24 protein-coding genes are annotated in these 24,621 nt (G+C 64.5%); 9 read left to right on the top strand and 15 right to left on the bottom strand.

What is annotated here, in order from left to right:
• Positions 1-68: 68 nt before the first annotated feature.
• The 5 genes from IPF49_10690 to IPF49_10670 all read right to left on the bottom strand — a co-directional run bounded on the left by IPF49_10690 (position 69) and on the right by IPF49_10670 (position 6,380).
• Positions 69-398: a PilZ domain-containing protein gene (locus tag IPF49_10690; GenBank protein ID MBK6288081.1), complete on the bottom strand. Its 330-nt coding sequence runs from the start codon at positions 396-398 to the stop codon at positions 69-71.
• A 97-nt stretch (positions 399-495) separates the two neighbouring features.
• A complete protein-coding gene (locus IPF49_10685) occupies positions 496-3,606 on the bottom strand; it encodes an efflux RND transporter permease subunit (GenBank protein MBK6288080.1) in 3,111 nt (1,036 codons plus the stop codon).
• Positions 3,603-4,658, bottom strand: coding sequence for an efflux RND transporter periplasmic adaptor subunit (locus tag IPF49_10680; protein MBK6288079.1), 1,056 nt, complete (start codon positions 4,656-4,658; stop codon positions 3,603-3,605). The genes IPF49_10685 and IPF49_10680 overlap by 4 nt, the downstream gene beginning before the upstream one ends.
• 17 nt (positions 4,659-4,675) lie before the next feature.
• Positions 4,676-5,455, bottom strand: a complete 780-nt coding sequence (locus tag IPF49_10675; GenBank protein MBK6288078.1) for an SDR family oxidoreductase — start codon at positions 5,453-5,455, stop codon at positions 4,676-4,678.
• A gap of 13 nt (positions 5,456-5,468) precedes the next feature.
• On the bottom strand, positions 5,469-6,380 hold the full coding sequence (locus tag IPF49_10670; GenBank protein MBK6288077.1) for a Dyp-type peroxidase: 912 nt from the start codon (positions 6,378-6,380) through the stop codon (positions 5,469-5,471).
• 175 nt (positions 6,381-6,555) lie between these two features.
• On the opposite strand from IPF49_10670, the gene IPF49_10665 reads away from it, so the two are divergent.
• A complete protein-coding gene (locus IPF49_10665; protein ID MBK6288076.1) occupies positions 6,556-8,124 on the top strand; it encodes a glutamate--cysteine ligase in 1,569 nt (522 codons plus the stop codon).
• A 3-nt stretch (positions 8,125-8,127) separates the two neighbouring features.
• Complete coding sequence (locus IPF49_10660; protein ID MBK6288075.1) at positions 8,128-8,718, top strand: DUF479 domain-containing protein; 591 nt, start codon at positions 8,128-8,130, stop codon at positions 8,716-8,718.
• On the opposite strand, the gene IPF49_10655 is transcribed toward IPF49_10660, so the two are convergent.
• Positions 8,702-9,115: a flagellar basal body-associated FliL family protein gene (locus IPF49_10655; protein ID MBK6288074.1), complete on the bottom strand. Its 414-nt coding sequence runs from the start codon at positions 9,113-9,115 to the stop codon at positions 8,702-8,704. The genes IPF49_10660 and IPF49_10655 overlap by 17 nt on opposite strands.
• A 163-nt stretch (positions 9,116-9,278) precedes the next feature.
• Between IPF49_10655 and IPF49_10650 the strand changes: the two genes are divergently transcribed.
• The 3 genes from IPF49_10650 to IPF49_10640 all read left to right on the top strand — a co-directional run bounded on the left by IPF49_10650 (position 9,279) and on the right by IPF49_10640 (position 11,531).
• A complete protein-coding gene (locus tag IPF49_10650; protein MBK6288073.1) occupies positions 9,279-9,761 on the top strand; it encodes a disulfide bond formation protein B in 483 nt (160 codons plus the stop codon).
• A gap of 238 nt (positions 9,762-9,999) precedes the next feature.
• The gene (locus IPF49_10645) at positions 10,000-10,461 is read left to right on the top strand and encodes an Rsd/AlgQ family anti-sigma factor (GenBank protein MBK6288072.1); all 462 of its coding nucleotides are present in this window, start codon (positions 10,000-10,002) and stop codon (positions 10,459-10,461) included.
• A 41-nt stretch (positions 10,462-10,502) separates the two neighbouring features.
• Positions 10,503-11,531 (top strand): hypothetical protein, encoded by a 1,029-nt coding sequence (locus IPF49_10640; protein MBK6288071.1) that lies wholly within the window; start codon positions 10,503-10,505, stop codon positions 11,529-11,531.
• On the opposite strand, the gene IPF49_10635 is transcribed toward IPF49_10640, so the two are convergent.
• Positions 11,497-12,240: an FKBP-type peptidyl-prolyl cis-trans isomerase gene (locus IPF49_10635; GenBank protein MBK6288070.1), complete on the bottom strand. Its 744-nt coding sequence runs from the start codon at positions 12,238-12,240 to the stop codon at positions 11,497-11,499. The genes IPF49_10640 and IPF49_10635 overlap by 35 nt on opposite strands.
• Before the next feature lie 70 nt (positions 12,241-12,310).
• Positions 12,311-12,874, bottom strand: a complete 564-nt coding sequence (locus IPF49_10630) for a TIGR02444 family protein (GenBank protein ID MBK6288069.1) — start codon at positions 12,872-12,874, stop codon at positions 12,311-12,313.
• A gap of 128 nt (positions 12,875-13,002) precedes the next feature.
• Between IPF49_10630 and trxA the strand changes: the two genes are divergently transcribed.
• Positions 13,003-13,332 carry a thioredoxin TrxA gene (gene trxA, locus IPF49_10625; GenBank protein MBK6288068.1) on the top strand — a complete coding sequence of 110 codons (330 nt, stop codon included), beginning with the start codon at positions 13,003-13,005 and terminating at the stop codon, positions 13,330-13,332.
• Positions 13,333-13,435: 103 nt separating this feature from the next.
• The gene (gene rnk, locus IPF49_10620) at positions 13,436-13,846 is read left to right on the top strand and encodes a nucleoside diphosphate kinase regulator (GenBank protein MBK6288067.1); all 411 of its coding nucleotides are present in this window, start codon (positions 13,436-13,438) and stop codon (positions 13,844-13,846) included.
• 27 nt (positions 13,847-13,873) lie between these two features.
• Here the strand turns inward: rnk and IPF49_10615 are convergent, their stop codons facing one another.
• Positions 13,874-15,583 carry an HAD-IIB family hydrolase gene (locus tag IPF49_10615; GenBank protein MBK6288066.1) on the bottom strand — a complete coding sequence of 570 codons (1,710 nt, stop codon included), beginning with the start codon at positions 15,581-15,583 and terminating at the stop codon, positions 13,874-13,876.
• A 303-nt stretch (positions 15,584-15,886) separates the two neighbouring features.
• On the opposite strand from IPF49_10615, the gene rho reads away from it, so the two are divergent.
• Positions 15,887-17,146 (top strand): transcription termination factor Rho, encoded by a 1,260-nt coding sequence (rho, locus tag IPF49_10610; GenBank protein MBK6288065.1) that lies wholly within the window; start codon positions 15,887-15,889, stop codon positions 17,144-17,146.
• A gap of 14 nt (positions 17,147-17,160) precedes the next feature.
• Entirely contained in the window at positions 17,161-18,627 is a 1,467-nt protein-coding gene (gene ubiD, locus IPF49_10605; protein MBK6288064.1) for a 4-hydroxy-3-polyprenylbenzoate decarboxylase, read from the top strand.
• 53 nt (positions 18,628-18,680) lie between these two features.
• Here the strand turns inward: ubiD and IPF49_10600 are convergent, their stop codons facing one another.
• The 6 genes from IPF49_10600 to IPF49_10575 form a co-directional block, all read right to left on the bottom strand.
• Positions 18,681-19,910 carry a hypothetical protein gene (locus IPF49_10600; GenBank protein MBK6288063.1) on the bottom strand — a complete coding sequence of 410 codons (1,230 nt, stop codon included), beginning with the start codon at positions 19,908-19,910 and terminating at the stop codon, positions 18,681-18,683.
• A 3-nt stretch (positions 19,911-19,913) separates the two neighbouring features.
• Entirely contained in the window at positions 19,914-20,957 is a 1,044-nt protein-coding gene (locus tag IPF49_10595; GenBank protein ID MBK6288062.1) for a uroporphyrinogen-III C-methyltransferase, read from the bottom strand.
• Positions 20,954-21,751 carry a uroporphyrinogen-III synthase gene (locus IPF49_10590; GenBank protein ID MBK6288061.1) on the bottom strand — a complete coding sequence of 266 codons (798 nt, stop codon included), beginning with the start codon at positions 21,749-21,751 and terminating at the stop codon, positions 20,954-20,956. The genes IPF49_10595 and IPF49_10590 overlap by 4 nt, the downstream gene beginning before the upstream one ends.
• 3 nt (positions 21,752-21,754) lie before the next feature.
• A complete protein-coding gene (gene hemC, locus IPF49_10585) occupies positions 21,755-22,693 on the bottom strand; it encodes a hydroxymethylbilane synthase (GenBank protein MBK6288060.1) in 939 nt (312 codons plus the stop codon).
• Between the two features lie 104 nt (positions 22,694-22,797).
• Positions 22,798-23,523 (bottom strand): response regulator transcription factor, encoded by a 726-nt coding sequence (locus IPF49_10580; protein MBK6288059.1) that lies wholly within the window; start codon positions 23,521-23,523, stop codon positions 22,798-22,800.
• Positions 23,520-24,557: a histidine kinase gene (locus IPF49_10575; GenBank protein ID MBK6288058.1), complete on the bottom strand. Its 1,038-nt coding sequence runs from the start codon at positions 24,555-24,557 to the stop codon at positions 23,520-23,522. The genes IPF49_10580 and IPF49_10575 overlap by 4 nt, the downstream gene beginning before the upstream one ends.
• Positions 24,558-24,621 lie beyond the last annotated feature (64 nt).

Genomic DNA, 24,621 nt, shown 5'->3' with positions numbered 1-24,621 from the left:
TCGCGCCGCTCCCGAAGTGTGACGCAGTACAGGGTCGGATGTTCGAGTGGATCACCAACCGCGGCGTGTCAGGGTGCGGCTTCTCCGGTGCCGGCGAAACGCAATGCCACGATATCGCCTTCGTGACGTGCCACCCGCATGAGGCAGCGCTGGGTGTCCGCATCAGCCTCGTCGCTCAGCACACCGTGCAAATCGATTCCGACAAGGCGCCCCCGATACAGCGGCGGCCCCTCGAAACCCCTCAGCAACATCCCACCCTCGGAGATATTCCTGGTACTCGTGACACACGCTGTCACCCGGTCCAGCCGCACCACCACCTGCAACTTGACGTCGACACGGCGGTGAAGGCGCAAATCGCCGTGACTCGCTTCGATCGTCGTTATCTGAACGGCATTCATGCAAACAGGATCCTGCGCTTTCAGCTTGGCAATGACGGCCGGGGCCGCAATTGTAGGCGATCGCGCCCGCCATGTGATTTCCCGAGCATGAACTTCGTCACTTTTCCGGCAAGCTGCCAGCCTGCCCGATGCCCAACTCGCGCTCCAGCCGCTGGCCGGTCGCACCGGGAAGCCCGGCCCGTGCGGTGAGCAAATGATAGGTCAGCGGTACCACCAGCAGGCTCAGCACCGTGGAGACGAGAACTCCGGCAACCACCACCACGCCGATCACGTAGCGCGCCTCGGCGCCCGCACCATAGGCCAGCACGAGCGGCATCGCTCCCATGATGGTGGTGATGGCCGTCATCACGATCGGACGCAGACGCAGGCTCGCAGCCTCGAGCAGCGCCTCTTCGCGCGCCATTCCCTCGCCCCGTAGCTGGTTGGCGAACTCGACGATCAGGATGCCGTTTTTCGCCGCCAGGCCTACCAGCATGATGATGCCGATCTGGCTGTAGATATTCAGTGTCTGGCCGGTCAGCCACAACCCCAGCAGCGCTCCCGCGACTGCCAGCGGCACCGTCAGCATGATGACCAGCGGGTGCAGGAAACTCTCGAACTGCGCCGCCAGCACCAGGTACACGATCAGCAACGAAAGCAGGAATATCAGGTAGATCGAGCGGCCCGAGTCACGCAGATCGCGCGATTCTCCCTTCAGGTCGGTTACTACCCGCGCCGGCAGCGATTCGCGCGCGCTGCGCTCCATGAAGTCGATGGCCTCACCGAGCGCATAGCCCTCCTCCAGGTTGGCCTCGATCGTGATTGCGCGCGTGCGATTGTAGCGGTTGAGCACCCCGGCATCGGCAAACTCCTCGATGCTCACCAGGCTGGCGAGCGGAATCAGCGCGCCGCTGCTCTGCGAGCGCACGTATATGTTCGCCAGGTTCGCGGCGGTGCGCTTGGTTGCGTCGAGCCCCTCGAGGATCACGTCGTATTCCTCGCCGTTCAGCAGCAGCTTGGTCACCCGCCGCGAGCCGAGCAGGGTCTCGAGCGTGCGCCCCACGTTCTCGACACTGACCCCGAGATCTCCTGCGCGGGCGCGATCGATCGCCACGCGCAGTTGCGGCTTGGTTTCCTTGTAATCGTGATCCACAGCGCTCAGGCCCGGATTGCGCGCCATGCGCTCGAGCAGGATATCGCGCCATGCGGCGAGCTCCTCGTAAGTGCCGCCACCGATGACGAATTGCAGCGGTTTTTCGAAGCGTCCGCCAAGCCCCTGGGGCATGGTCGGAAATGCCTGCACGCCCGGGACATCCGCAATGCGACGATTGACGTCCGCAAGGATATCCATGCCCGGGCGTCGTCCCGTATTCCAGTGCGGCAGGTTGAAAATGCCGATCGCCTCGTTGTAGCTCTCGGTGCGCGAGAACCCGCCGGGGACACGCATCAGCATGCGCTCGATCTCGCCGTCGGCCACCATGGGCATCAGGCGACTCTCGATCTCGTCCACGTGCTTCCTGGTGTACTCGTAGGACGACCCCTCCGGGGCCTTGATGAACATGAAGAACGAACCGCGATCCTCGCGCGGTGCAAACTCGCTCGGCAGCACCCGGTAAAGCAATCCGGTTCCGGCAAGCACCACGGCGATCAGCACCAGCGCGATCCACGGGTGATGCAGAACCGAAGCGAGCCGGGCGCGATAGCCCAGCTGGGCACGCGTGAACAGCACACCGAAGCCATGCGGGGTCTGTCCCGGCCGCAACAGGCTCGAACACATCGCCGGTGACAGGGTCAGCGCAACCAGCATGGAGAACAGTACCGCCGCGGTCATCGCGATCGCGAATTCACCGAAAAGGCGCCCGATATCGTCCTGCAGAAAAGTGATGGGCACGAACACCGCCACCAGCACCAGCGTGGTCGCAACCACGGCAAAGCCAACCTGGCGCGTGCCGCGGAATGCCGCCACCAGCGGCGACTCCCCGCCCCGGATACGACGATGAACGTTTTCCAGCACGACTATCGCGTCATCGACCACCAGCCCGATGGCCAGCACGAGCGCCAGCAACGTGAGCAGGTTGATGCTGTAGCCGAAAAAATACAGCACGATGCAGGTAGCGACGAGCGATACCGGCAGCGTTGCGGCCGGCACCAGCATCGCCCGCATATCGCCGAGGAACAGCCAGATAACGGCGACCACCAGCAGGGCCGCGATCGCCAGCGTCTTGTAGACCTCATCGATCGCGCTCTCGATGTATACCGAGGAATCCCAGCTCTGCAGCAACTGCATGCCATCGGGCAGCGACAGGTTGGCGCGGTCGCGCTCGCGTTTGACCGCCCGCGCCACCGCGAGCGTGTTGGCGGTGCTCTGCTTGATGATGCCGATACCGACCATCGGCACGCCGTTGGCGCGAAACTGCTTGCGATTCTCCGCGGCGCCGAGTTCCACCTCGGCCACGTCGCCGAGACGCACCAGGTACCCGTCGCTGCCCTTGCCGAGCACCAGCGCCCGGAAATCCCCGACGCTGCGGTAACCGCGCTCCATGCGCACCACGAAATCGCGCTGGGTCGAGCGTATGCTGCCGGCCGGAAGCTCGACGTTCTCGCGCTCCAGGGCCGCCTCGACGTCCGCCACCGTCAGCGACCGAGCCGCGAGTGCGTTGCGATCCAGCCAGATGCGCATCGCGTAATCGAGACCACCGCTCACGTAGACCTGCGCCACACCATCGATCACCGCAAAGCGGTCGGCAATGTAGCGGTTGGCATAATCCGTCAGTTCGAGACGATCGAGACGGTCGCTGACGAGGCTCATCCACAGGATCACGCGACCTGATGAATCCTGCTTGCGGATGTCCGGCGCGTCCGCTTCGCGCGGCAACTGGTCGAGCACGCCGCCCACGCGGTCACGCACATCGTTTGCAGCCGCATCGATGTCGCGTTCGAGCGAGAATTCGATGGTTATCTCCGATACGCCGTCCATGCTCGAGGAAGCAATCGACTCGACACCCGCGATGCCGGATATCCGATCCTCTATCTGCTGCGTTATCCGCGTTTCGACCACTGCCGCGGAAGCGCCGCGATAGGCGGTTTCGATCGAGACCACCGGCGGGTCGATATCCGGATATTCTCTCAGCGGCAGCAGATCGAACGCCACCGCGCCGAAGGCGATCAGCAGCAGGCTGATCACCACGGCCAGCACCGGCCGGCGTACCGAAAGGTCGGAGAGAATCATTGGGCTGTGCCGGTGAGCGGCTGCTCGCGCATCTGCACCTGCTGTCCTGGCCGTACGGTGAGGCCTTCGATCACCACGAGATCCCCTTCGGCGAGACCACCGAGCACTTCGGCACTGCCCGGAATGCGCAGACCCACCTCGATCTGCCGCCGCTGCACCCGGTTGCCGTCGGCGCTGTCGATCAGCAACACGAAATGATCACGCTGGTAATGGATGATGGCCTGCTCGGGGATCAGCAGCGCATTGCGTCGTTCATGGCGAAGATCGACATTGAGCAGCATGCCGGGCTTCAACAGCAACTCGCGATTGTCGATGCGCGCGCGCAAGCGGACCGAACGGTCAACCGGATTCACGCGCGAGTCGATGCCGATCACCTCGCCGGCAAACTGATGCCCGGCCAGCGCCGGTGTCGTGGCCGAAACCGTGTCACCCGTGCGCAGGCTCCGCAGGTAGATGGACGGAACCGGAAAGTCGAGCCGCAGGGTGGCGATATCGTCGAGCGTGGTGATCACGGTCTCCGGCGTGACCAATGCGCCGGGGCTGACACTGCGCAAACCGAGCACGCCCGCGAACGGTGCGCGGATATTGCGGTCTGCCACCGCCGCCTCGGCGCCGGCGACGCGCTGGCGGGCAATCTCGAGCAGTGTCCGGCGTTCGTCGAGCTGGTTGCGTGACAGGGACTTGCTCGCCACGAGGCCCTCGATCCGCCGCACCTCGCGTATCTGTTCATCGAGAAAGGCGCGCGCTTCGGCGAGCTTCGCGACTTCCTCGCGCTGCACCAGCGTCAGCAGCGGATCGTTCCTTGCCACCGCCTGTCCGTCGCTGAAATGAATCGCCTCGACAAATTCCGTGACCGTGCTGCGCACTTCGATCGACTCCCAGGAGGACGTCGTGCCGAGCGCCTCGATATGCTCCTCGATCTCGCGCATCGTGATCCGTGCCACACCCACTGACGGTGGCGGCGGCGTGTATGCCGGATTGCCTCCGCTGGCGCCGCCGAACAGCTGCCACAGTCCGGCGACCGCCAGCACGGGCAGCAACAGCAGTAACACGACACGGCGAACCCGCATCAACCGAGTCCCATCAGCTCGACCAGGCCATGGCTGTGACCCGCGGTATAGCCGCCGTCGACTGCAAGCGCCTGGCCGGTCACGAACGAGGCGTCCTCACCGGCCAGGAACAGCGCCACGGAGGCTATTTCGGAAGCGCGGCCCAGGCGCTGCATCTTGGTTTCCGCCTGGATGCTTTGCGCGTATTCGCGCAGGAAATCATTGCCGATGGTCTGGCGCAGCAGGGGTGTATCGATGAAGCCGGGGCAGATCGCGTTGCAGCGGATCCCCTGGCGCGCATAATCCATGGCGATATTCCTGGTCAGCAGCACCACACCCCCCTTGGATGCGTTGTAGGAGCTGCCTCCTTCGGAACCCACCAGCCCCTCGATGCTGGCAATCGTGACGATACTGCCGCTGCGCTGCGCCATCATTGCCGGCAGCACCGCTTTCACCGACAGAAAGGTGCCCTTGAGGTTCACGTCGAGCACCCGGTCCCAGGCGGCTTCCTCGACCAGGTGCACCGGACCCGCATCCGCGATACCGGCCGCCGTGACCAGCACGTCGATGCGCCCGAACCGCGCCAGCACCGCGGCGACGGCGCCCTGCAGGGCCGCGGCATCGGTCACATCGCATGCATGAAAAAGCGCGCCCGAAGCGCTGCCGAAATCCTCCTCGCCGCGCAGATCGATTCCCGCGACCGTGGCGCCTTCGCGCGTGAAGCGCTCGGTGCACGCCAGCCCGATTCCCGAGCCTGCTCCGGTCACCAGCGCAACCTGCCCCTGCATCCGTCCCGTCATGTGCAATTCCTCCTCAATTCGCGCACTGCGGCGCGGTGCCAAAAAATTCGACCAGTGACTCCTCGGGCGGTGCGTACCAGTACGAACCGGACACCGGTGTCGAGAACTCGGTGAGCCGGTCCATCAGGCCGTCCTCGGCGCGCCCGAACATGCGATCGAGCTGGATCGCGAAACGCATCAGCTCGCAGGAGAAGCCCAGGAAATACAGCCCGTTGCTGCGCACGCCCCCAAATGGCGTGCTGCGGCGGTAGATCTTGAGCCCCTTGCCGTCGATCTTCACATCCGTCCGGCGCACATGCGAGGTCGGTGGCGCGTCCTCGAGCTCGATGCTGTCGGCCTTGGTCCGCCCGATCACGCGTTCCTGCTCCTCGACGCCGAGGCGGGCGAAATGCGCGAGATCATGCGTCCACTGCTGGGTCAGCACGAAGCAGCCACCGGCTCCTGCCTTTGCCGGTGCAATCACCGCGGCCTCGCGCGCCTCGGCGAGGCGCGGATTTTCGGTGCCGTCGATGAAGCCGGTCAGATCGCGCGAATCCAGGTAATTGAATCCGTGCAGTTCGAGCTCGAGCGCGGCGCTGGCGCCGAGCACCGCATCGATCGCCATCGCGCGCGCGAGGTTGAGATCATGGCGCGTGCCATGAATCCAGAAAAGGACATCGCCCTGGGTACCCGGTGCGGTGTGGTCGTTCCTGCCAAGAATCGGATGAAAGTCGATGAAATCCTCCGGCGCCGCAGTGGGTGCAAGTTCGGACCAGGCGTTACGCCCGAAAGCGACCACCAGATTGCTGTTCGCGTCCGGCACCGCCAGCGCGCGCCCGATCAGCGCTGCGCGCGTGGCGCGCTCGACGCCACCGCGCAGCGCATATTCGAGAAAATAGTGGTGCGTGCTGTCCTCGCGAAAAATCGCGCTCTGGGGGCTCGGCATGACAAAAACTCCGTGGTGCGGATCGAAATAGCGGCTCCGCAGCTAAGCTAGCACGCCGATTGCACGCCCAACAATACGTGCCGGCATGGCCGTGCATGGCTGTACTTGGATCACTTGCCTGAATAAACTCCCCATCCCGGCGCGGTTGATGCGCCCGTGCGCCAAGGGTGCCATCGTGAACGCGCAATTCGAAAAGCGATTCGCTGAATTGAGTCAGCGCGACAATATCGCGCTGCTGCGCTACATCCGCCGCGGCATCGAGAAGGAAAGCCTGCGGATCACGCCTGCCGGCAAACTGGCCCAGACCGCGCATCCCGCCGCGCTGGGATCGGCGCTGACCCACCCCTGTATCACCACCGATTATTCCGAGGCACTGCTCGAGTTCATCACCGCGCCGGACACCGAGTTGAGCAACACGCTCGCCGAGCTGGACAACATACATCGCTTTGTGTACCCGCGGATCGACACCGAACTGCTGTGGACCGCGAGCATGCCCTGCCTGCTCGAACAGGACGCCGACATACCGGTTGCACGCTACGGCAGTTCCAATGTCGCGCGGATGAAGACGATCTACCGCGTGGGTCTCGGGCATCGCTACGGACGCCTGATGCAGACCATTGCGGGCATTCATTTCAATTTCTCGCTGGACGATGACTTCTGGGAGTGGCTGCATGCAGCCGTGCACAGCCAGCTTTCCCTGCGCGATTTCAAGACCGAGCAGTATTTCGCGCTGATCCGCAATTTTCATCGCTACTCCTGGCTGCTGATCTATCTCTTCGGCGCCTCGCCGGCCCTGTGCGAGACCCTGACAGGCGATCGTCCGCACACGCTCGAACCGCTCACACGCGGTACCCTGCACGCCCCCTGGGGCACCTCGCTGCGCATGGGTGATCTCGGTTACCAGAGCGACGCCCAGGGCCAGATCGAAATTGTCTACAACAGCCTCGATGACTATATCGAAGCCTTGCAGCGCGCGATCACCACGCCCCACCCGCCCTATGTCGCGATCGGCACGCGGCGCGACGGCGAGTGGCTGCAGCTGAGCACCAGCCTGCTGCAGATAGAGAACGAGTTCTACTCATCGGTACGCCCCAAGCGGGTAACCCGGAGCGGCGAGTCTCCGCGGCACGCGCTGAGCGAGCGCGGCGTGGAATACGTCGAGGTGCGCTGCCTCGACATCGACCCTTTCGAACCGGCCGGGATCGGGGCGCCTACCGCGCGCTTCGTCGATGCCTTCCTGCTGTACTGCCTGCTGCGCGAGAGCCCGCCGTCCGATGCCGAGGGACAGCAACGGGCGCGCAACAATCTGCAGCTGGTGGTCAATCGCGGTCGCGAACCGGGCCTGATGCTGCAGCGCACGCAATCCGTGCACCAGGAACTCCCGGTCTGGGGGCTGAAGATGATCGAGGATATCGCGCGTATCGGGGACCTGCTCGATCAAGCGCGCGGTGGCAGCGAGTACCGCGCCAGTATCGAGCTCCAGAAGCGCAAACTCGAGGATTCCGCACTGACACCATCGGCAAGAGTGCTTGCGCATCTGCGCGAGCGCAACCAGTCCTTTTTCCGGTTCGCGCTGGAGCAGTCACTCGCCCATCGCGGGCATTTTCTCGCGCGTCCGCTACCGGACGCGGAGTTCGCACGCCTCGCCGTGCTCGCCGGCGAATCGCTCGCGGCGCAGCGGGCCATCGAGGATGCCGACGATATTTCCTTCGAGGAGTATCTCGCGAATTACTACCGGCAATGATCCGTGAATCATCTGGCGCACTTTCACCTGACCGGCGGCTCCGAGCCGCTGGTGGTCGGTGCGCTGCTCGGCGACTGCATCAAGGGGCCCCTCGACGGACGGCTGAGCCAGCCGCTCGAGCTGGGTGTGCGACTGCACCGGCGGGTCGATGCGTTCATGGACGGGCACCCGTTGCTGCGCCAGCTGCGAAGCCTGTTTCCCGGCCGGGAGCGGCGGCTGGCCGGCATCGTGCTCGACATGTACTTCGATCATCTGCTGGTGCGCCACTGGAGGCGGTTTCACGAGCGCGAACTGGCGCATTTCAGCAGCTCGATCTACGCGATCCTGCGGCGCAACCTGGCTCAATTTCCCGCTTCCGCAACACATCAGCTTGGCCGCATGATCGAGCACGATCTGCTCAATCGCTACGGGGATTCGTCACTGATCGACGGCGTGCTGGAGCGCATTGGCACGCGCCTCGGGCAGCCCGTCGCGATGCGTGCGGCCAGTGCGCGGGCGGGCGGGCGCCTCGACGAGCTGGAGCAGGCCTTCCTGGTGTTTTATCCCGAAGCCATCACGATGGCACGGCGCATGGTTCTCAGCGCTGGACGATGAACGAAGTGAACAGCAGGTCGGTTACGCCGGAAACTCCTGCCTCGTCCTGGATGATCTTCTGCACCTCCGTCAGTGCCGCGGTGCGCAGCGTTTCGCGCGCCTCCGTGGATTGCAGGTTCTCGATGCTTTGACCGCTCAGCATCATGATCAGCTGATGGCGCAGCGCCGGCATGTGCTGCCGGACGGCGTCTGCCGCCGCCGTATCGACCCGCAGCGAGACATCCGTCTTCAGAAAGGCCATCCGCTTGCCATCGCCAACGTTGACGATGAATGCCGGGCTCATTTCGATATAGCCAAAGCCACGGCTGCTTTCCTCGGGCTTCTTGTCGGCCGACGCGCTCGCCAGCGCCGGCAACAGCAAGATACACAGCAGCCAGGCAATACGAGACATCGACATGATCCGGGGTTCCGCAGGGAAGTTGCCTACAGGATACACGAGGCGGGTGATTTTTCGCGCCGGGCGCGCCGGGTGCATTGACCCGCCGCCGCTCATCAAATAGCGTGGCGCTTCCCTGCGCTGCGACGGAACCCCGATGTTGCCCTCCTGGTTCACTTCCCGAATGCTGTTCCTGGGTGTGTTTGCGGTTTGCACCGCCATGATGGCATGCGGGTACTGGCTGCAATTCGCACTCGGGCTCGAACCCTGCCCGCTGTGCATGACGCAGCGCGTCTTTATCGTGGCGGTGGGGCTTGCCGGCCTGGTCGCGACGCTGCATGACCCGGCGCGCCTCGGGACCCGGATCTACGCGGCGGTCATGGCACTGTTGTGCGTGGCGGGCGGCGCGTTTTCCGCGCGCCATGTGTGGCTGCAAAGCCTGCCCCCCGACCAGGCGCCGGCTTGCGGTCCCAGCATCGATTACATTCTCGATACCTTCCCGATCATGGAAGCGCTGGAGATCCTGTTGCGCGGCAACGGCAATTGCGCCATCGTGGACTGGAGCTTCATGGGCGTTTCGATTCCCGGATGGACCCTGCTCGCATTTGGCGGCCTGCTGGCGCTATCGGCCTGGACCCTGCTTCAGCCGCGCACCAAGTCTAGGTGAGCGAACACTTACTCCCTGTCCAGGCGCCATATACCGAATCTTCAACACGATTATCTGAAAAAGTCCGGATGCTCTCGGCCAATTCAACCGACAACGGGTTCCCGTTCAAATGCGAAAAATTGCCGCTTATCTCTTCACATTAAAGTGAATTATGAGAAATATCTTGCTAACCTCCTGATTGAGAAAGACTATATATTTTTGGTCAATACTGCTGTTCAGGGGATTGGAGTCAAGCATAATGAAAAACGGCAAACTCAATGCTGCCCAACAATGGCAAAACGTGGATTCACTGCTGCGCCGCTGGCTCGCCGAACGCCAGCAGTTACTGAGCCTGTTCTGCTCGCTGAGCAGCGCCGCGACAGAAACGCCGCCGCGCACCAGCGCCCAGCCGAAAATCGATCGCTTTTGCGAAATACTGGTCGATTATGTTTCGGCCGGGCATTTCGAAGTCTATTGCGAGTTGCTCGACGAGGGGGCGCGCCGCGGTGCCCGTGGCAGCCACGAAGCCGCCGCACTGTACCAACAAATCGTTCCGACCACGGCGGTGGCGCTCGACTTCAACGACCGCTACCTGCGCCGCGCCGGATGCACCAATTTCGCTGCGGATCTTTCCGAACTTGGCCAGGTGCTGGCCTCGCGCTTCGACTGGGAAGACGAGTTGGTCCGTCTCCTGCACCTCGGATCGCGCGCCGTCGCCTGATAGCCCGGGCCCGCGACGGCGGGCGCACGCGGAGATTTGCCATGCTGCATGCGCTACGGTCCCGGCCAGTGCGAATCGATATTCCCCGGCTGCTTGCCTGCCTGGTCCTGTTGTTCGCACTCGGCGGATGCGATGCTGGCCGCATGCCTTCATCGAGCCTCGAGGTAGCTGACAAGGGCGCCTTCAGCGCCGCGCTGTCCCTGGACGGTAACCTCGCGGTGGTGGGCTCGCTGACCCACGGCGGCAGCCTGTGGGATATCGGCACCAATGAGCGTCGCTTCAACTGGAATCACCGGTCCGGCGAATACTCACCGCTCACCGCCGCGGCGATCTCCCCCGATGCCGGTTACGCGATTACCGCGGAGAACGATTCGCTGGTGGTATGGAATACCGCCAGCGGCGCCGCAATCACCTTCTTCAGCGCACCGAGCCAGGTGCTGAGCATGGCGCTGGGGCCACAGGGCCAGCATGCGCTGCTCGGGCTTTCCGATGATAGCGCGGTGCTGTTCGATGCGCTGAAGGGCGGAATCCTGCGCGTGTTTCCGCACCAGGGACGGGTGCGCAGCGTCGCGCTGAATCGCGACGCAACGCTCGCGCTAACCGGTTCCGAGGATGACACGGCGCGCTTGTGGGATATTGCCAGTGGCCGCGAACTGCAGCGCTGGGAGCACGCGGGTGACGTTAGGCTGGTGACTTTGTCGGGCGACGGCGCGCGTGCGCTGAGCGTCAGCAAATACGATCGCGCAGCGCTCTGGGACACCTCTACCGGCCTCGAGATCGGCTCATTGCCGGTCTCGCGCTGGCGCACCGTCCGTGGCGAGACCTTCACCGCGGCGGCCTTTTCCCCTGACGGAACCCGGTTGCTGACGGGAACCACCGATCACCGGGTGCAGTTGTGGCAACTACCCACGCAGCGCCAGGTCGAAGCGTGGGAGTTGCCGCGGCGCGCCGACTGGAAACGTTCGGGCGCCTACGTGCTGACGGTTGGCTTCACGACCGACGACCGCCTTTTGCTGGGCGTTTCCGCCGACGGTTTCATTCACCGTCTTTCGCTTGCGGCGGCTCGATAGCGAGCAGCTCCACTTCGAACGTGAGCATCGCATTCGGCCCGATCTGACCGCCTGCGCCGCCGGGGCCATAAGCCAGGTCCGCGGGAATGTAGAGGTTCCACTTCGAGCCGACCGGCATCAGTTGCAGCGCCTCGACCCACCCCGGAATCACGCCACCTACCGGGAATGTCACCGGTTCGCCGCGCTTGTAGGAGCTGTCGAATTCGGTGCCATCGAGCAGCGTCCCGCGATAATGCACCTTGACGGTATCCTCTGCGCTCGGCTTGGCACCGTCGGCCGCCGTGATGATCTTGTACTGCAGACCGCTTGCCGTGGTCACCACGCCTTCTTCGGCGCCGTTCTTGGCCAGGAATGCGTCGGCTTCGGCCTTGTTGCGCGTGGCAATATCTTCCTGCTCGGCTTTCATCCGCTCGGCATGCCCTTCCTGAAGCTGCTGCATCGCGGCACCGATCTCTTCCTCCGTCATGCTGAGCGTGTCGCTGCTGAAGCCCTCGCGCACCCCGCGCACCAGCGCATCGGCATCGACCTGCAGGCCGTCACCGCGGAACTGGCGGCCAACCGACACTCCAAGCCCGTAGCCCATGCGCTGCTGGTCCGTTTCGAGGGTTGCCGGCTTGGCAGCGGTCTCAGGTGGCTTGGCATCGCTGCAAGCCCCCAGGGCAAACAGCGAAAGGCTGAAAAGCACGGGCAACGAGAAAGAACGGCTCATGGGGAAATCCTCTGTATGGATCGCGCGGGTGAAGAAACGCGGCATGATACACGAGCGCCCGGATCGCCGCTCAGGATCCGGACACGGCCGCGGCCAGCGAATCGGCGCGGCGTTGCGCCACCGCGGATTCGACTCCCAGCAAACGCAGGTAGTCGGCAATCGAGGTGCCCGCCTGCGTGGCGCGCTCGCCGCTCCGGCTGACGCACACCGGCAACAGCCCGGCTTGCGCAAGCCAGCACGCCTGCAGACATTCGGCCCGCAACTCGGCGGCCTGCAGCCGCGCCGCGGCCTGCGCGAGCTCGACCGAGCCGCTTGTCTGCGCGGCGGATTTCAGCGCGCGGCGGGCGGCACGCAACGGACCGATGAGCTGACGTGCCAGCGGTGCGGAGCGTTCGCACAACGCGCGCAGGCGCGTCATGTCCAAGACATCACCGCAACTGGCGCGCCAGCACAGGAACAGCAGCACCAGCACCTCGGCCGCGTACCGGTCCTGCAACTCGAGACACTGTGATTGCACTCCTGGTCGGTCGTAGCACTCGAGAGCAAAGCTCCAGAATGCCGGGCCCGCACCTGTCCCGGGCGCTCGCACGGCAACGCGGGCGCGTGATTCATGCTGCTGCGATACGCTGCTCATGGCACGCACTATAAACCCCGCGCGCTTGAAACCGGAGCCGTTCGCCTCCATGTTGCAAGCAGCTTGCACGCGGATGCTATTATGCGGGCGCACTTGAAACCCACCTGTATTGACTGCGGAGATTTCCGATGAGCGATTCCATTGTCCACGTCACCGATGCCAGCTTCGAGGAGCAGGTGTTGAAGTCGACACTCCCGGTTCTCGTGGATTACTGGGCCGAATGGTGCGGGCCCTGCAAGATGATTGCCCCGGTGCTCGAGGAGATCGCGCGCGAGTATGCCGGGCGTCTGAAAGTGTGCAAGCTGGACGTCGATGCCAACAACGAGACACCCAATCGCTACAGCGTGCGCGGCATCCCGACGCTGATGATCTTCATGAACGGGAATACCGAAGCCACCAAGGTAGGTGCCGTCAGCAAGAGCCAGCTGGCCTCGTTCATCGACGCCGCGATTGCCTGAACGGGCATGAGAGGTCCGGGTGCGGCTGCACTTGTCGGCGGGGGCTTTGGTCCGACTGACCGGATCGAGTCGTCTGGAATCAACTGATCAGCGAGAAAATTTGATGAACGAACGACCAGGAATTATCTTGACATCACAGGATCTGGATCGTCTGCAGACGCTTCTTGATACGTTGCCGGCGGCCACTTTCCCGGGCAAGACCGAACTGCAGATGGAACTCGATCGCGCCGAGGTCGTTGCGCCGCAGAGCGTGCCGCCCGATGTGGTGACGATGAACAGCAAGGTGCGCTTTGCCCTGGAGTCGGGGGAAGAGTTTTGCCTGACACTGGTATACCCGAAGGACATGGATGGCAGCGCCGAACGTATCTCGATACTCGCGCCCGTTGGTAGCGCGCTGTTGGGGCTGTCCGCGGGTGAACATATCGAGTGGCCCCGACCGGGGGGCGGCATGATGAAGGTGCGTCTTGTGGAAGTCGTCTACCAACCCGAGCGGACCGGCGAGTTCCACCGCTAGCGCGCAATATCGCCATGCCCACGCAGGTTATTCCGGCAGCGTGTAGCGGGCATTCACCAATTCTTCAATCATCTGCCGCGTCTGCCAGGGCTCGAGGTCAGCGCGACATTCGACGCGTTCCGTCTCGTCGGCGAGATGATCGTCCTTGATCGCGTGGCGGAACCAGCGCGAGTAGTCGCCACGACGGAGATGGTACATCCAGGTCGACTCATCGATACCCTGGGCGATCTGGCAGAAGACGACGAGGTTCTGGGCCTTCAGGTTGTGATGGTTGTCCGGGCCGCGGAAATAGAAACTGTGCCAACGCAGATTGCCTTCCGCATACTTGCGGTGGTGGCGGATACGCTGGGCCCGCCCGGGTTGTGCCTGCATCGCGAATGGTGCGTGCCCGCCTTTGTTGAGCCATACGACAACGCGATCTGCCTGGTAGACCAGATCCACGGGCCAGGCAATCGACCGCCCCGCCGCCCCGGCGAATTCCTCGAGGGTCTTTTCGGGCGAATGCCCGATGGCCACAACAACGTCAATCGGCGCGAGGATTTCCGGGGCCACGTGGTCGGGATGCACGGTGACCAGAATGGTTTCGTGGAGTCGTTGAGGCAGCACGGACGCGGCGTGCCCCCAGGTGTCGGGCAACAGATGGTGCGCTTCGTCCACGACCAGCCAGTGTGGCCGCCCGGTCCGGGCACGCATGGCCTGCAGGTTCGGTGCAAGTTGGGCGAAAAAATTCGGCCGCTCATCCAGCGAGATGCCGAGGAGATTGACGCTCAGGTTGATCTTGGGGTCCTCGAGGATCGCCAATACCTCGGCGACGCTCGGGGAGCGCCACTGGTTGCCGAGAGCCACGACATCGCGCAAGGTTCCGTAATCGCCTTCCGGATCGACAATGCAGACCTGGTAATCCTTCTCGATGAGCCGTTCGATGATGCCGGCGGCGAGCGTGGACTTGCCGCAGCCGGAAGGACCGGCAACGAGCATGTTGTGGCCGTAGGGCGAGAGTTGTACGGTGGTCCCGTCTGTGCGTTTCCCGAGCGAAATCAGGTTTTGCGAAAGTGAGCCTTCCAGTCGGCGCAAATCGTCGCTGATCAACTCGTCGATCAGTTCGATGACACCATTGCCATTTTCGGCCGCCGTTACCAGGGCGGCGATCTGCTTGATGGACGGTGCCGCGTTGGCCACCGCCACGGCGCACTCACAGCGCTCCAGAAACGAATGATCGTTTTCCGCGTCGCCGATGCCCACCACCTCGTGGCGCGAAAGGCCCAGCTCGCACAGCGCGTGCTCGAGGCCGGTCGCCTTGTTGACGCCAGCCGGGAGCACCATCACCGCGCCGCGATTACCGATCACCTGGACCTCGAGGCCGAGTTCCCAGATCACGTCCTGAACGGCCGCGCGGTGCGGTGCGTGCGTCGCCACCAGGACCTGTCCGATCTCGAGTGGCGCGACCCCGCGCGCCCGCAGGCCCTGTATCAGCATTGCGGAAGGTGGGTTGCCAAGCCGCGTCTCTTCGCGGCTGTCCGGAGCATAGACGACTGCGCCGTTCTCGGCGACGATGAGATCGAACAGTTGCACGCAGGAACAGAGCGCAAGCAGGTCGTCGAGCCGACGACCCGTGACCAGGATGGCCCGCCTGCCGGATACCCTCAGGCGCTCAAGGGCGCGCACCGCCGGCTCTGACACTCTGTCATTTGAAGCCAGCGTGCCGTCATAGTCCGTTGCGAGCGCAAGGTAACGCATATCGTTCCCCCCCCCACTTTATGACTGGTATTACTGCGCAGCCGGATCCAACTTGCTGGAGGTGGCTACGCTCGTATCAACACCGATCAAGCTGAAGCTGGACTGCCCGGACGGCACATGCTACATTTCTCTCCGTTCCAACGCATTCGACCCGATAATCCAGCCCTGTTTTCGTTGACCCCCTTTCCTCCGCGTCTGGATCCGCGCCCTCCGGCGTGACTCGCTCGTACTCCGATATTCCGGTTCCCGGACAGTGCTGAATATTGCCCATCCACTTTTTCCAAGACAACACACCACACCACCATGAACCTTACCGAACTCAAAGAAAAGCCGATCAATGAACTTGTCGAGATGGCCGAGGCCATGGGCATCGAAAACGTTGCCCGCTCGCGCAAGCAGGACATCATCTTCTCGTTGCTCAAGCGTCACGCCAAAAGCGGCGAGGACATATCGGGCGACGGCGTGCTCGAGATACTCTCGGACGGATTCGGATTCCTGCGCTCCGCCGACAGCAGCTATCTCGCCGGCCCCGATGACATCTACGTCTCGCCAAGCCAGATCCGGCGCTTCAACCTGCGCACCGGTGACACGATTTCCGGCAAGATCCGGCCACCGAAGGACGGCGAGCGCTACTTCGCGCTGCTCAAGGTCAGTGACATCAATTTCTCGGGTTCCGATTCGGCTCGCCAGAAGGTGCTGTTCGAGAACCTCACGCCGTTGTTTCCGGAGGAGCGCCTCAAGCTCGAGCAGGGCAACGGCAGCAGCCAGGATCTCTCGGGGCGGATCATGGACCTGGTGTCCCCGATCGGCAAAGGCCAGCGCGGGCTGATCGTCTCGCCACCCAAGGCCGGCAAGACCCTGATCCTGCAGAACATCGCGCAATCGATCGTGCGCAACAATCCCGAATGCCACCTGATCGTGCTGCTGATCGACGAGCGCCCGGAAGAGGTCACCGACATGGAGCGCTCGGTGCGCGCTGAAGTCGTGGCCAGCACCTTTGACGAGCCTCCGTCGCGTCACGTACAGGTGGCCGACATGGTGATAGAAAAGGCCAAGCGTCTGGTCGAGCACCAGAAGGACGTGGTGATCCTGCTCGACTCCATCACTCGCCTGGCACGGGCGTTCAACACCATCGTGCCCTCGTCGGGCAAGGTGCTGACCGGCGGCGTCGATGCGCATGCCCTGGAGCGGCCCAAGCGCTTCTTCGGTACCGCACGCAATATCGAGGAAGGCGGCAGCCTCACCATCATCGCCACCGCGCTGATCGATACCGGTTCGAAAATGGACGAGGTGATCTACGAGGAATTCAAGGGCACCGGCAACATGGAACTGCACCTCGACCGGCGTATCGCCGAAAAGCGCGTGTTCCCGGCCATCAATATCCGCCGTTCCGGAACCCGCCGCGAGGAGTTGCTGACCAGCGACGAGGAACTCAACCGGATGTGGATCCTGCGCAAGCTGCTGCATTCGATGGAAGACATCGACGCCACCGAATTCCTGGTCGACAAGCTCAAGGAATCGAAGACCAACGAAGAGTTCTTCAACTCGATGAAGCGCAAGTAACCGCTCGCATTGCAATGAGCTACCGTGACCTGCGCGAGTTCATCGCGGCGCTCGAGCGCATGGGCGAACTCAAGCGCGTCGCGGTCGCGGTTGACCCCCGCCTCGAAGTCACCGAAATCTGCGACCGCACGCTGCGCCGTGCCGGACCGGCACTGCTGTTCGAAAAGCCACGCGGCTCGGACCTGCCCCTGCTCGCCAATCTCTACGGCACCGAACACCGGGTCGCGCTCGGCATGGGCGGCAAGGACGCCTCGAGCCTGCGCGAAATCGGCGAACTGCTGGCCTTCCTGCGTCAACCCGACCCGCCGCGCAGCATGCGCGAGGCGTGGAACAAGCTGCCGGTGTTCCGCCAGGTGCTGGATATGGCGCCAAAGCTCGTGGCGCGCGGCGACTGCCAGCAGAACATTCTCGAGCGCGATGATGTCGATCTCGGCATGCTGCCGGTGCAGACCTGCTGGCCCGGAGATGCCGCGCCATTGATGACCTGGCCCCTGGTGATCACCCGCGGTCCGCACAAGGAACGCCAGAACCTCGGCATCTACCGCATGCAGGTGCTGGGCAGGAACCGCCTGATCATGCGCTGGCTGTCGCATCGCGGTGGTGCGCTCGACTTCCAGGAGTGGCAGCGGGCGCATCCCGGGCAACCGTTTCCGGTCGCGGTCGCGCTCGGCGCTGATCCGGCAACCACCCTGGCGGCGGTAACGCCAGTTCCCGACACCCTGTCCGAATACGCATTTGCCGGGCTGCTGCGCGGCGGCAAGACCCTGCTGGTCAAGTCAACAGTGGGCACGTTGCAGGTGCCAGCCAGCGCGGAGATCGTGCTGGAGGGGCATATCTACCCCGATGACCTTGCCGACGAGGGCCCGTTCGGCGATCACACCGGGTACTACAACGAAGTGGAGCGTTTCCCGGTCTTTACCGTCGAACGCATGATGTTCCGCGACAATCCGATCTACCACAGCACCTATACCGGGCGCCCGCCCGATGAGCCCGCAGTGCTCGGCGCGGCCCTGAACGAGGTGTTCGTGCCGTTGCTGCAACGTCAGTTTCCGGAAATCGTGGATTTCTACCTGCCACCGGAAGGCTGCTCCTACCGCCTGGCGGTGATTACCATGAAAAAGCAGTATCCGGGTCATGCCAAGCGGGTGATGATGGCGGCCTGGTCGTTCCTGCGCCAGTTCATGTACACCAAGTTCCTGATCGTCACCGATGACGATGTGAACGCCCGTGACTGGAAGGACGTGATCTGGGCGATGACCACGCGCATGGACCCCGCGCGCGACAGCCTGATACTCGAGAACACGCCAATCGATTACCTGGATTTCGCCTCGCCGGTCTCGGGCCTCGGCGGCAAGATCGGGTTCGACGCGACCAACAAGCTCCCCGGTGAAACCACCCGCCAATGGGGCACACCGATCACGATGGACCCGGCCATCAGGAGCCGTGTCGATCAGCTCTGGTCACAGCTCGGTATCGATTGAGCAGGCGTCGTGCCTTTTATTCCAGCCGATTGAATACCGGCGCCGCGAGCTGGTTACGACTCTCCGGCATCGGCAGCGTCGGCAGCTCTCCTACCGACAGTTTCACCGCACGCTGCAGCATTGCGCTGGCGCGTTCGTGCTCTCCCAGGTGCTGGTAAAGCCGCGCCAGTTCCGCGCAGGCTTCGCTGCCGGCGCCGTTGGCCAGGCTGCTCTCGAGATACTCGCGGGCCTTGCCCCACAGGCGATTGCCGAGCGCGAGTCGCCCGAGGGCGAGCAGCAGCTGCGGCTCGCGCCCATGCCCGGCAAGCAAGGATTCGGCAAACTTCAGCCGGGCGCGCGCATCGCCGGTTTGCAGCAGCGCATATGCCCGCACCAGTTGCGCATTCCATTCGCGCCGCAGCGCGGCGGACAACAGTTTCGCGGCATCGTCGCCGAACCCCGCGCGCCAAGCCGGCGGCATAGGCAGTCAGCAATGCCGGATGCTGTCGAGCCGGCGAGGGTAGCGCTTTCCATGCTGTTTGCAGGGACCCCGAGCTCGCGCCCGCGTGCTCGAGCCGCGCCAGCCAGCTACGCTCCTCGAGCGCTGCCAGGGCAGTCTCTGCGCGCAGTCCGTAGCGGCGCGCCTCGGGCAGCAGGGCCGCGATCCGCTGCCAGTCTCCCAGCCGTTCCAGCACTTCCAGTTGCAGACGCAGCAGTGCCGGGGCATCGGCGTGATCGGCATCGTCCACATCCAGCAATGCCAGCGCTTCGCTCAAGCGCCCGCCGCGCATCTCGGCCCGCGCCCGCGCCAGTCTGACCGCCAGCCCGGCACCGGGCGCTTCCGCCGCCAGCTGATAGAAGCCTTGCGCCAGTTCGCGATCACCGAGCTCCTCGCTGGCGCGCGCCGCCAGCAGATGATTCAGCAACGGGGTATCGCTGTTGCGTGCGCCGCGCGCCAGCAGGCGTACCGCAACGCGCCAGCGCCCTTCGATGAAAGCCACCGTTCCGCGGGTCGTGATCCCCCGGCGTCGCGCATGCCAGGAACCCAGCATGCCTCCAAGCCGACCGGGCTTGCGCCGCCCGAGCACACGCGCCAGCAGGTCCGCGCAGACCACCAGCAATCGCCCCAGATAATAAAAACCGAACAGCAGCAGCAGCAGAGCCAGCAGCGCAACCCAGATCGTGGTCTCGACGCTCAGCCCGTGGAACTGGACCAGCACATAGCCCGCGTCGAGGCGCACCAGGTAGGCCAGGCTCGCGGCCGCCGCAAGGATGACCAGCACCGCCACAAACAACCGGCGCATCGATCAGCCCTCGTCCGCGGTGTTGCGTTCGCGCAACGCCCGCAACGAGCCGGAGATATCGGGCAACACGGGCGCGATATCCACCTCCGCAAGCCGGGTCAGTTCGCCGAGAAAGGCCTGGTTGGCCGCAACCTCGGCACTGAAGTACGCGCGCGTCAATGCAGCCGCCTCCTGCAGCGCACCACGATACACCGCGGGCTCGGTAGCCAGCAGCGCGAGCTTGGCCTGCTCCAGTGCCAAACGCTGGTTGACCCGCAGGTACTGCTCCTCGGCCAGGGGCATCAGTGGCTTCACCGGTTGGCGCTGACGCACCACGATGTAGCGATCGAGCAGCAATCGCACCCGTGTCCACCAGCGCGGATCGGCATCACTTGCGGGTGCCACGGGCGATGCTTCGCGCGCTTGCGCCAGCGAACGCTCTTCAACCACCAGCATCGGCAATTGCGCGCCCAGCGCGGAAAGTCGCAGGTAAAGCCCCTCGACATCGAATCCGGCCACCGCCTCGAGGCTGGCACGATCGCGCGCCAATGCCGCGCGCACTTCGTGCAAAGCGGGATCATCCTGCTTGCGCAATATCTCGTCCGCGGCATCCAGCAGCGCGAGCGCCCCCCGCACTTCGCGCCCCATCAGCAGGCTCTGGTTGGCAAGGCGCAGCAGGTACTCGACCTCGGCGAGTGCCCAGTCACGCTTGTCGGCGCTGCCGATCACATCGAGCGAGGCCTGCGCGGCGTGCTGTTGCGCATCGAGTTGCGTCAGGCGCGCATTCAACGCCGCGAGTTCCTGATCCACATTTTGCAGCGACCGCAGCATCGCCGGCACCCGCACATCGGCCACGCCACCGGCCGGTGCCGCGCTATGCGTTGCGAGCGCCGCCAGTTCGAGACGCAAGCCATCGATCGTGGTCCACAGATAAGCACCACCTGCGGCCATCAGCAGCGCAAGCAGCAGCAACGCCAGCCACAGCAGTCTGCGTCCGGCCGCCGGCTGCGGGGCATTGGTCTCCACGGAAAGGACTTCCACGGTGTTTTCGCTGTTCTGCTGCTTCATGTGTGTTCCGATTCTGCACGTTTGCGCGCGGCCAGGCCGCGGAGCGCGGCGAGCATCGCCTCGTCGGTGGCATTGGCCGCGATCTCGAGACGCATGAATCCGCTGGTACGGGCCAGCTGCGCCACCCGTTCACCGGGAACCACCAGGGTGATCCTGCCTGCCATCGTGCCAGCCAGATCCCGACCGAGCAAGCCGAGCAGGTTGGTGAAGCCCTCGCCGCTGCTGATCAACACGGTATCGACGCCGCTGCGTGCCAATTGCCGCGCCAACTCGGCGGTTGGCGTGGCGGGTGCCACGCGCCGATAGAGCGCACACCCGCTGACGTGGGCGCCGCGTGCACGCAGGCTCGCGGCGAGCAGATCGCGACCACCGGCACCCTTGAAGATGACGATCCGCCGGCCATCGACCTTCGCGAGCACATCCAGCGCCAGCAATTCCTCGCTGTTCATCGCCGCCGCAGCACTCGTCGCTGCAATGCCCTCGCGCGCCAGCGCCTGTTCGGTGGCGCTGCCGATCGCCAGGCACATCAGCTGCGCCGGCCATGCGCCTCCCCGCGCGCGCCAGCGCCCCAGCGCCACACGCACCGCGTTGGCACTGATGAAAATCGCGATATCGAAACCATCCAGCCGATCGAATACCGCATCCGCGGACGCGTCCCGCTCGAGCTCCCGGATCTCCAGCAACGGGAGCGCCAGTGCTGCGCCACCGGCTTCGCGAATCGCCGCGACCAGGCTCTCGCCCTGTGGCGCGGGTCGCGTGACCAGCACGCTCACACCCTCCAGGGACCGCGCCATGCCTCAGTGCGCCTGCGCCAGTTCACCGAGAATGCGCGCCGCGCCACGGCCCAGCAACTCATCGGCAAGCGTCGCCCCCAGCGTTTCGGCATCGGCGCGCGCGCCGGAAATCTCGCCGCGCACGATCTCGCTGCCATCGATCTTGCCCACCAGCGCACGCAGGCGCAGCGTTGCAGCCAGCGAATCGATCTCGGCGAAACCGGCGATCGGAACCTGGCACCCACCCTGGAGACGGTGATTGAGCGCGCGCTCGGCACGCACGCACACAGCCGAATCCTCATCGTGCAACGGGGTCAGCAGCGCGCGCAGTTCGGCATCGTCGGAGCGGATCTCGATGCCGATCGCACCCTGCCCCACCGCCGGCAGCGATTGCACTTCGGACAGCAGGGCACGGATGCGCGCGCGCATCCCGAGCCGCAGCAGACCCGCCGCCGCGAGCACGATGGCATCGTAGTGTCCGTCATCGAGCCGTGCCAGACGGGTGTTGACATTGCCACGCAGATCGAGAATCCGCAGATCCGGCCGCAGCGCGCGCAACTGGCATTGCCGGCGCAGACTCGAGGTGCCGACCCGCGCCCCCACGGGCAGCGCCTCGAGCGCGGCAAAACGATTCGACACGAAAGCATCGTGAGGATCTTCGCGCCCGAGTATCGCGCCGAGACCGAGCTGCGGCGGAAAATCCATCGGTACATCCTTCATCGAGTGCACCGCCAGGTCCGCGCGGCCCTCGAGCAGCGCGGTTTCGAGCTCCTTGACGAACAGGCCCTTGCCACCGATTTTTGCCAGCGGTACATCGAGGATGCGGTCACCCTGCGTGGAGAGCGGCACCAGCTCCACGCCAATGCCCGGATGCGCCGCCTCCAGGCGGGCGCGGACGTGCTCCGCCTGCCACAGGGCAAGCTGGCTCTTGCGGGTTGCGATGCGGAGAATCCTGGCGCTCATGCTCGGCTCGATATCAACGGCTGGAGTGCCATGATAAGCCATGCGCGCCGCCGCGCGCGGCGGCGGCAACCACCCGGAGCCCGTCGGATCTGGTCGTCCGGGGCCTAGAGTCCCGCGACCACCGTGCGCACTGCGCTCAGATGACGCCGGCTGACCTGCACTCGCAGGTCCAGGCCATCGAGTTGCACCCGCTCGGTGCCCGCATGGCGGCTCAGCCCACTGATATGATGGATTGCAACCAGCGCCTTGCGGTGTACCCGCAGAAACTGGCCCTCGAACTCCAGCTCGAGCTCGCGCAGGCTCTCGTCGAGCAACAGGCTGCCACCGGGATACAGCGCGGTGACGTATTTCTGGTCGGCCAGCAACACCCGGACATCGGCAACCGGCAACAGATGGGTCCCGGCAGCGGAGCGCGCGCTGAGGAAGCGCCGCTGTTCGCGGGTCTCGCGCGCCAGCGCGTTCATCTGGTAGCGGGTGGTTGCGCGCGCCGCATCGAGTGCCGCGTCGAGTTTGTCACGCAGCACCGGTTTCAGCAGGTAACCGACCGCTCGGCTCTCGAAAGCTGCCACCGCGTACTCCTCGAACGCGGTGCAGAATATGATCGCGGGCGGGTGCTCGCCCTGCGTCAGGTGCCGTGCGGCCTCGATACCATCCATGCCCGGCATACGGATATCGAGCAATATCACATCGGGCTCAAACTCGGCATTGGCCTCGATCGCCGCGGCACCATTGGCGGCTTCACGCAACTCGGTGCAGTCGCTGCGCTCCTCCAGCAGGCGCCGCAGCCGCGCCCGGGCGAGCGGTTCGTCATCGACCAGCAGCAGTTTCATGCCTTCGCCTCGAGCGGAATGCGCAGGCTCGCGCGAAACGTACCCCCCTCGCTGTGCAGCTCGAGACTTGCCCGGCCTCCGTAGATGGCGCCCAGCCGGTCGCGGATATTCTCGAGCGCGATCCCGCTGCCACGACCATTCACGTGCACCGGCCCGGGTAGCGGATTCAGCACATCGATGCACAACACCCGTCCACGCACGGCAACATCGAGGCTCACGCAGCCGCCCTCGGGCAGGGGCTGGATACCGTGATATACCGCGTTCTCGAGCAGCGGCTGCACGCACAGCGGCGGCAAGCGCACCTGCTCGGGCATCTCGCCGATATGGCGCTGCAACTGCAGCCGCTCGCCGAGTCGCAGTTGCTCCAGCCGCAGGTAACGCTCGCAGAGATCCAGCTCAAGTGCCAGCGCGACCGTTGTATCACCTTCGCGCAGGCTGGCGCGGAACAGCTCCGCGAGATCCTCCACCGCGCGCTCGGCCAGCTCCGGCGCCAGCGGTATCAGGCTGGCGATGATATTCATGCTGTTGAACAGGAAATGCGGGCGAATCCGCGCCTGCAGCGACTGGATGCGGGCACTGAGCTCGGAGCTCTCGCGCTTCATCAACTCGCCGCGCAGGTGGAAATGGCGCAGCGCGGCACCACCGAGCAATGCCGCGATCAGCATATCGCGCCCGCAACGCGTGTAATCCACGCGCCCCGCACCAAGCTGTTGCAGGAACCATTGCGCCGCGATGCTGGTAAGCGCACACACACCGAGCACGATGGCAAAGCTGAGACAGGCGCCGGTCGCCACCGGCCAGCGCGCGATACGCAGACGCAGCTGACACAGCAACGCCGCGCACAGCAGCATGTTCCAGAGAATGAACAGCGCGACGCGCCCCAGCTCCATCCAGCTGAAGCTGGACAACCCGGTCGCGAACAGCACCAGCGTCAGCGCCAGCAGGGCGCTGTTCAGCAACAGGAACAACACCGCCTGCGGCGAACACAGGTCCGGGATCAGGAAACCCGGCGCCGCGGACCGCGCGCCATTCACCGGTGTGCTCCGGTGACCGGTGTCGATGGCAATTCGATGCTGCGCATGCCGCGTCTCGATCGGG

It is taken from the genome of Gammaproteobacteria bacterium (assembly GCA_016705365.1).
GTDB lineage: Bacteria > Pseudomonadota > Gammaproteobacteria > Pseudomonadales > UBA5518 > UBA5518.
The sequence above is the reverse complement of the archived record's forward strand: the minus strand, read 5'-3'. Positions and strand labels throughout refer to the sequence as shown.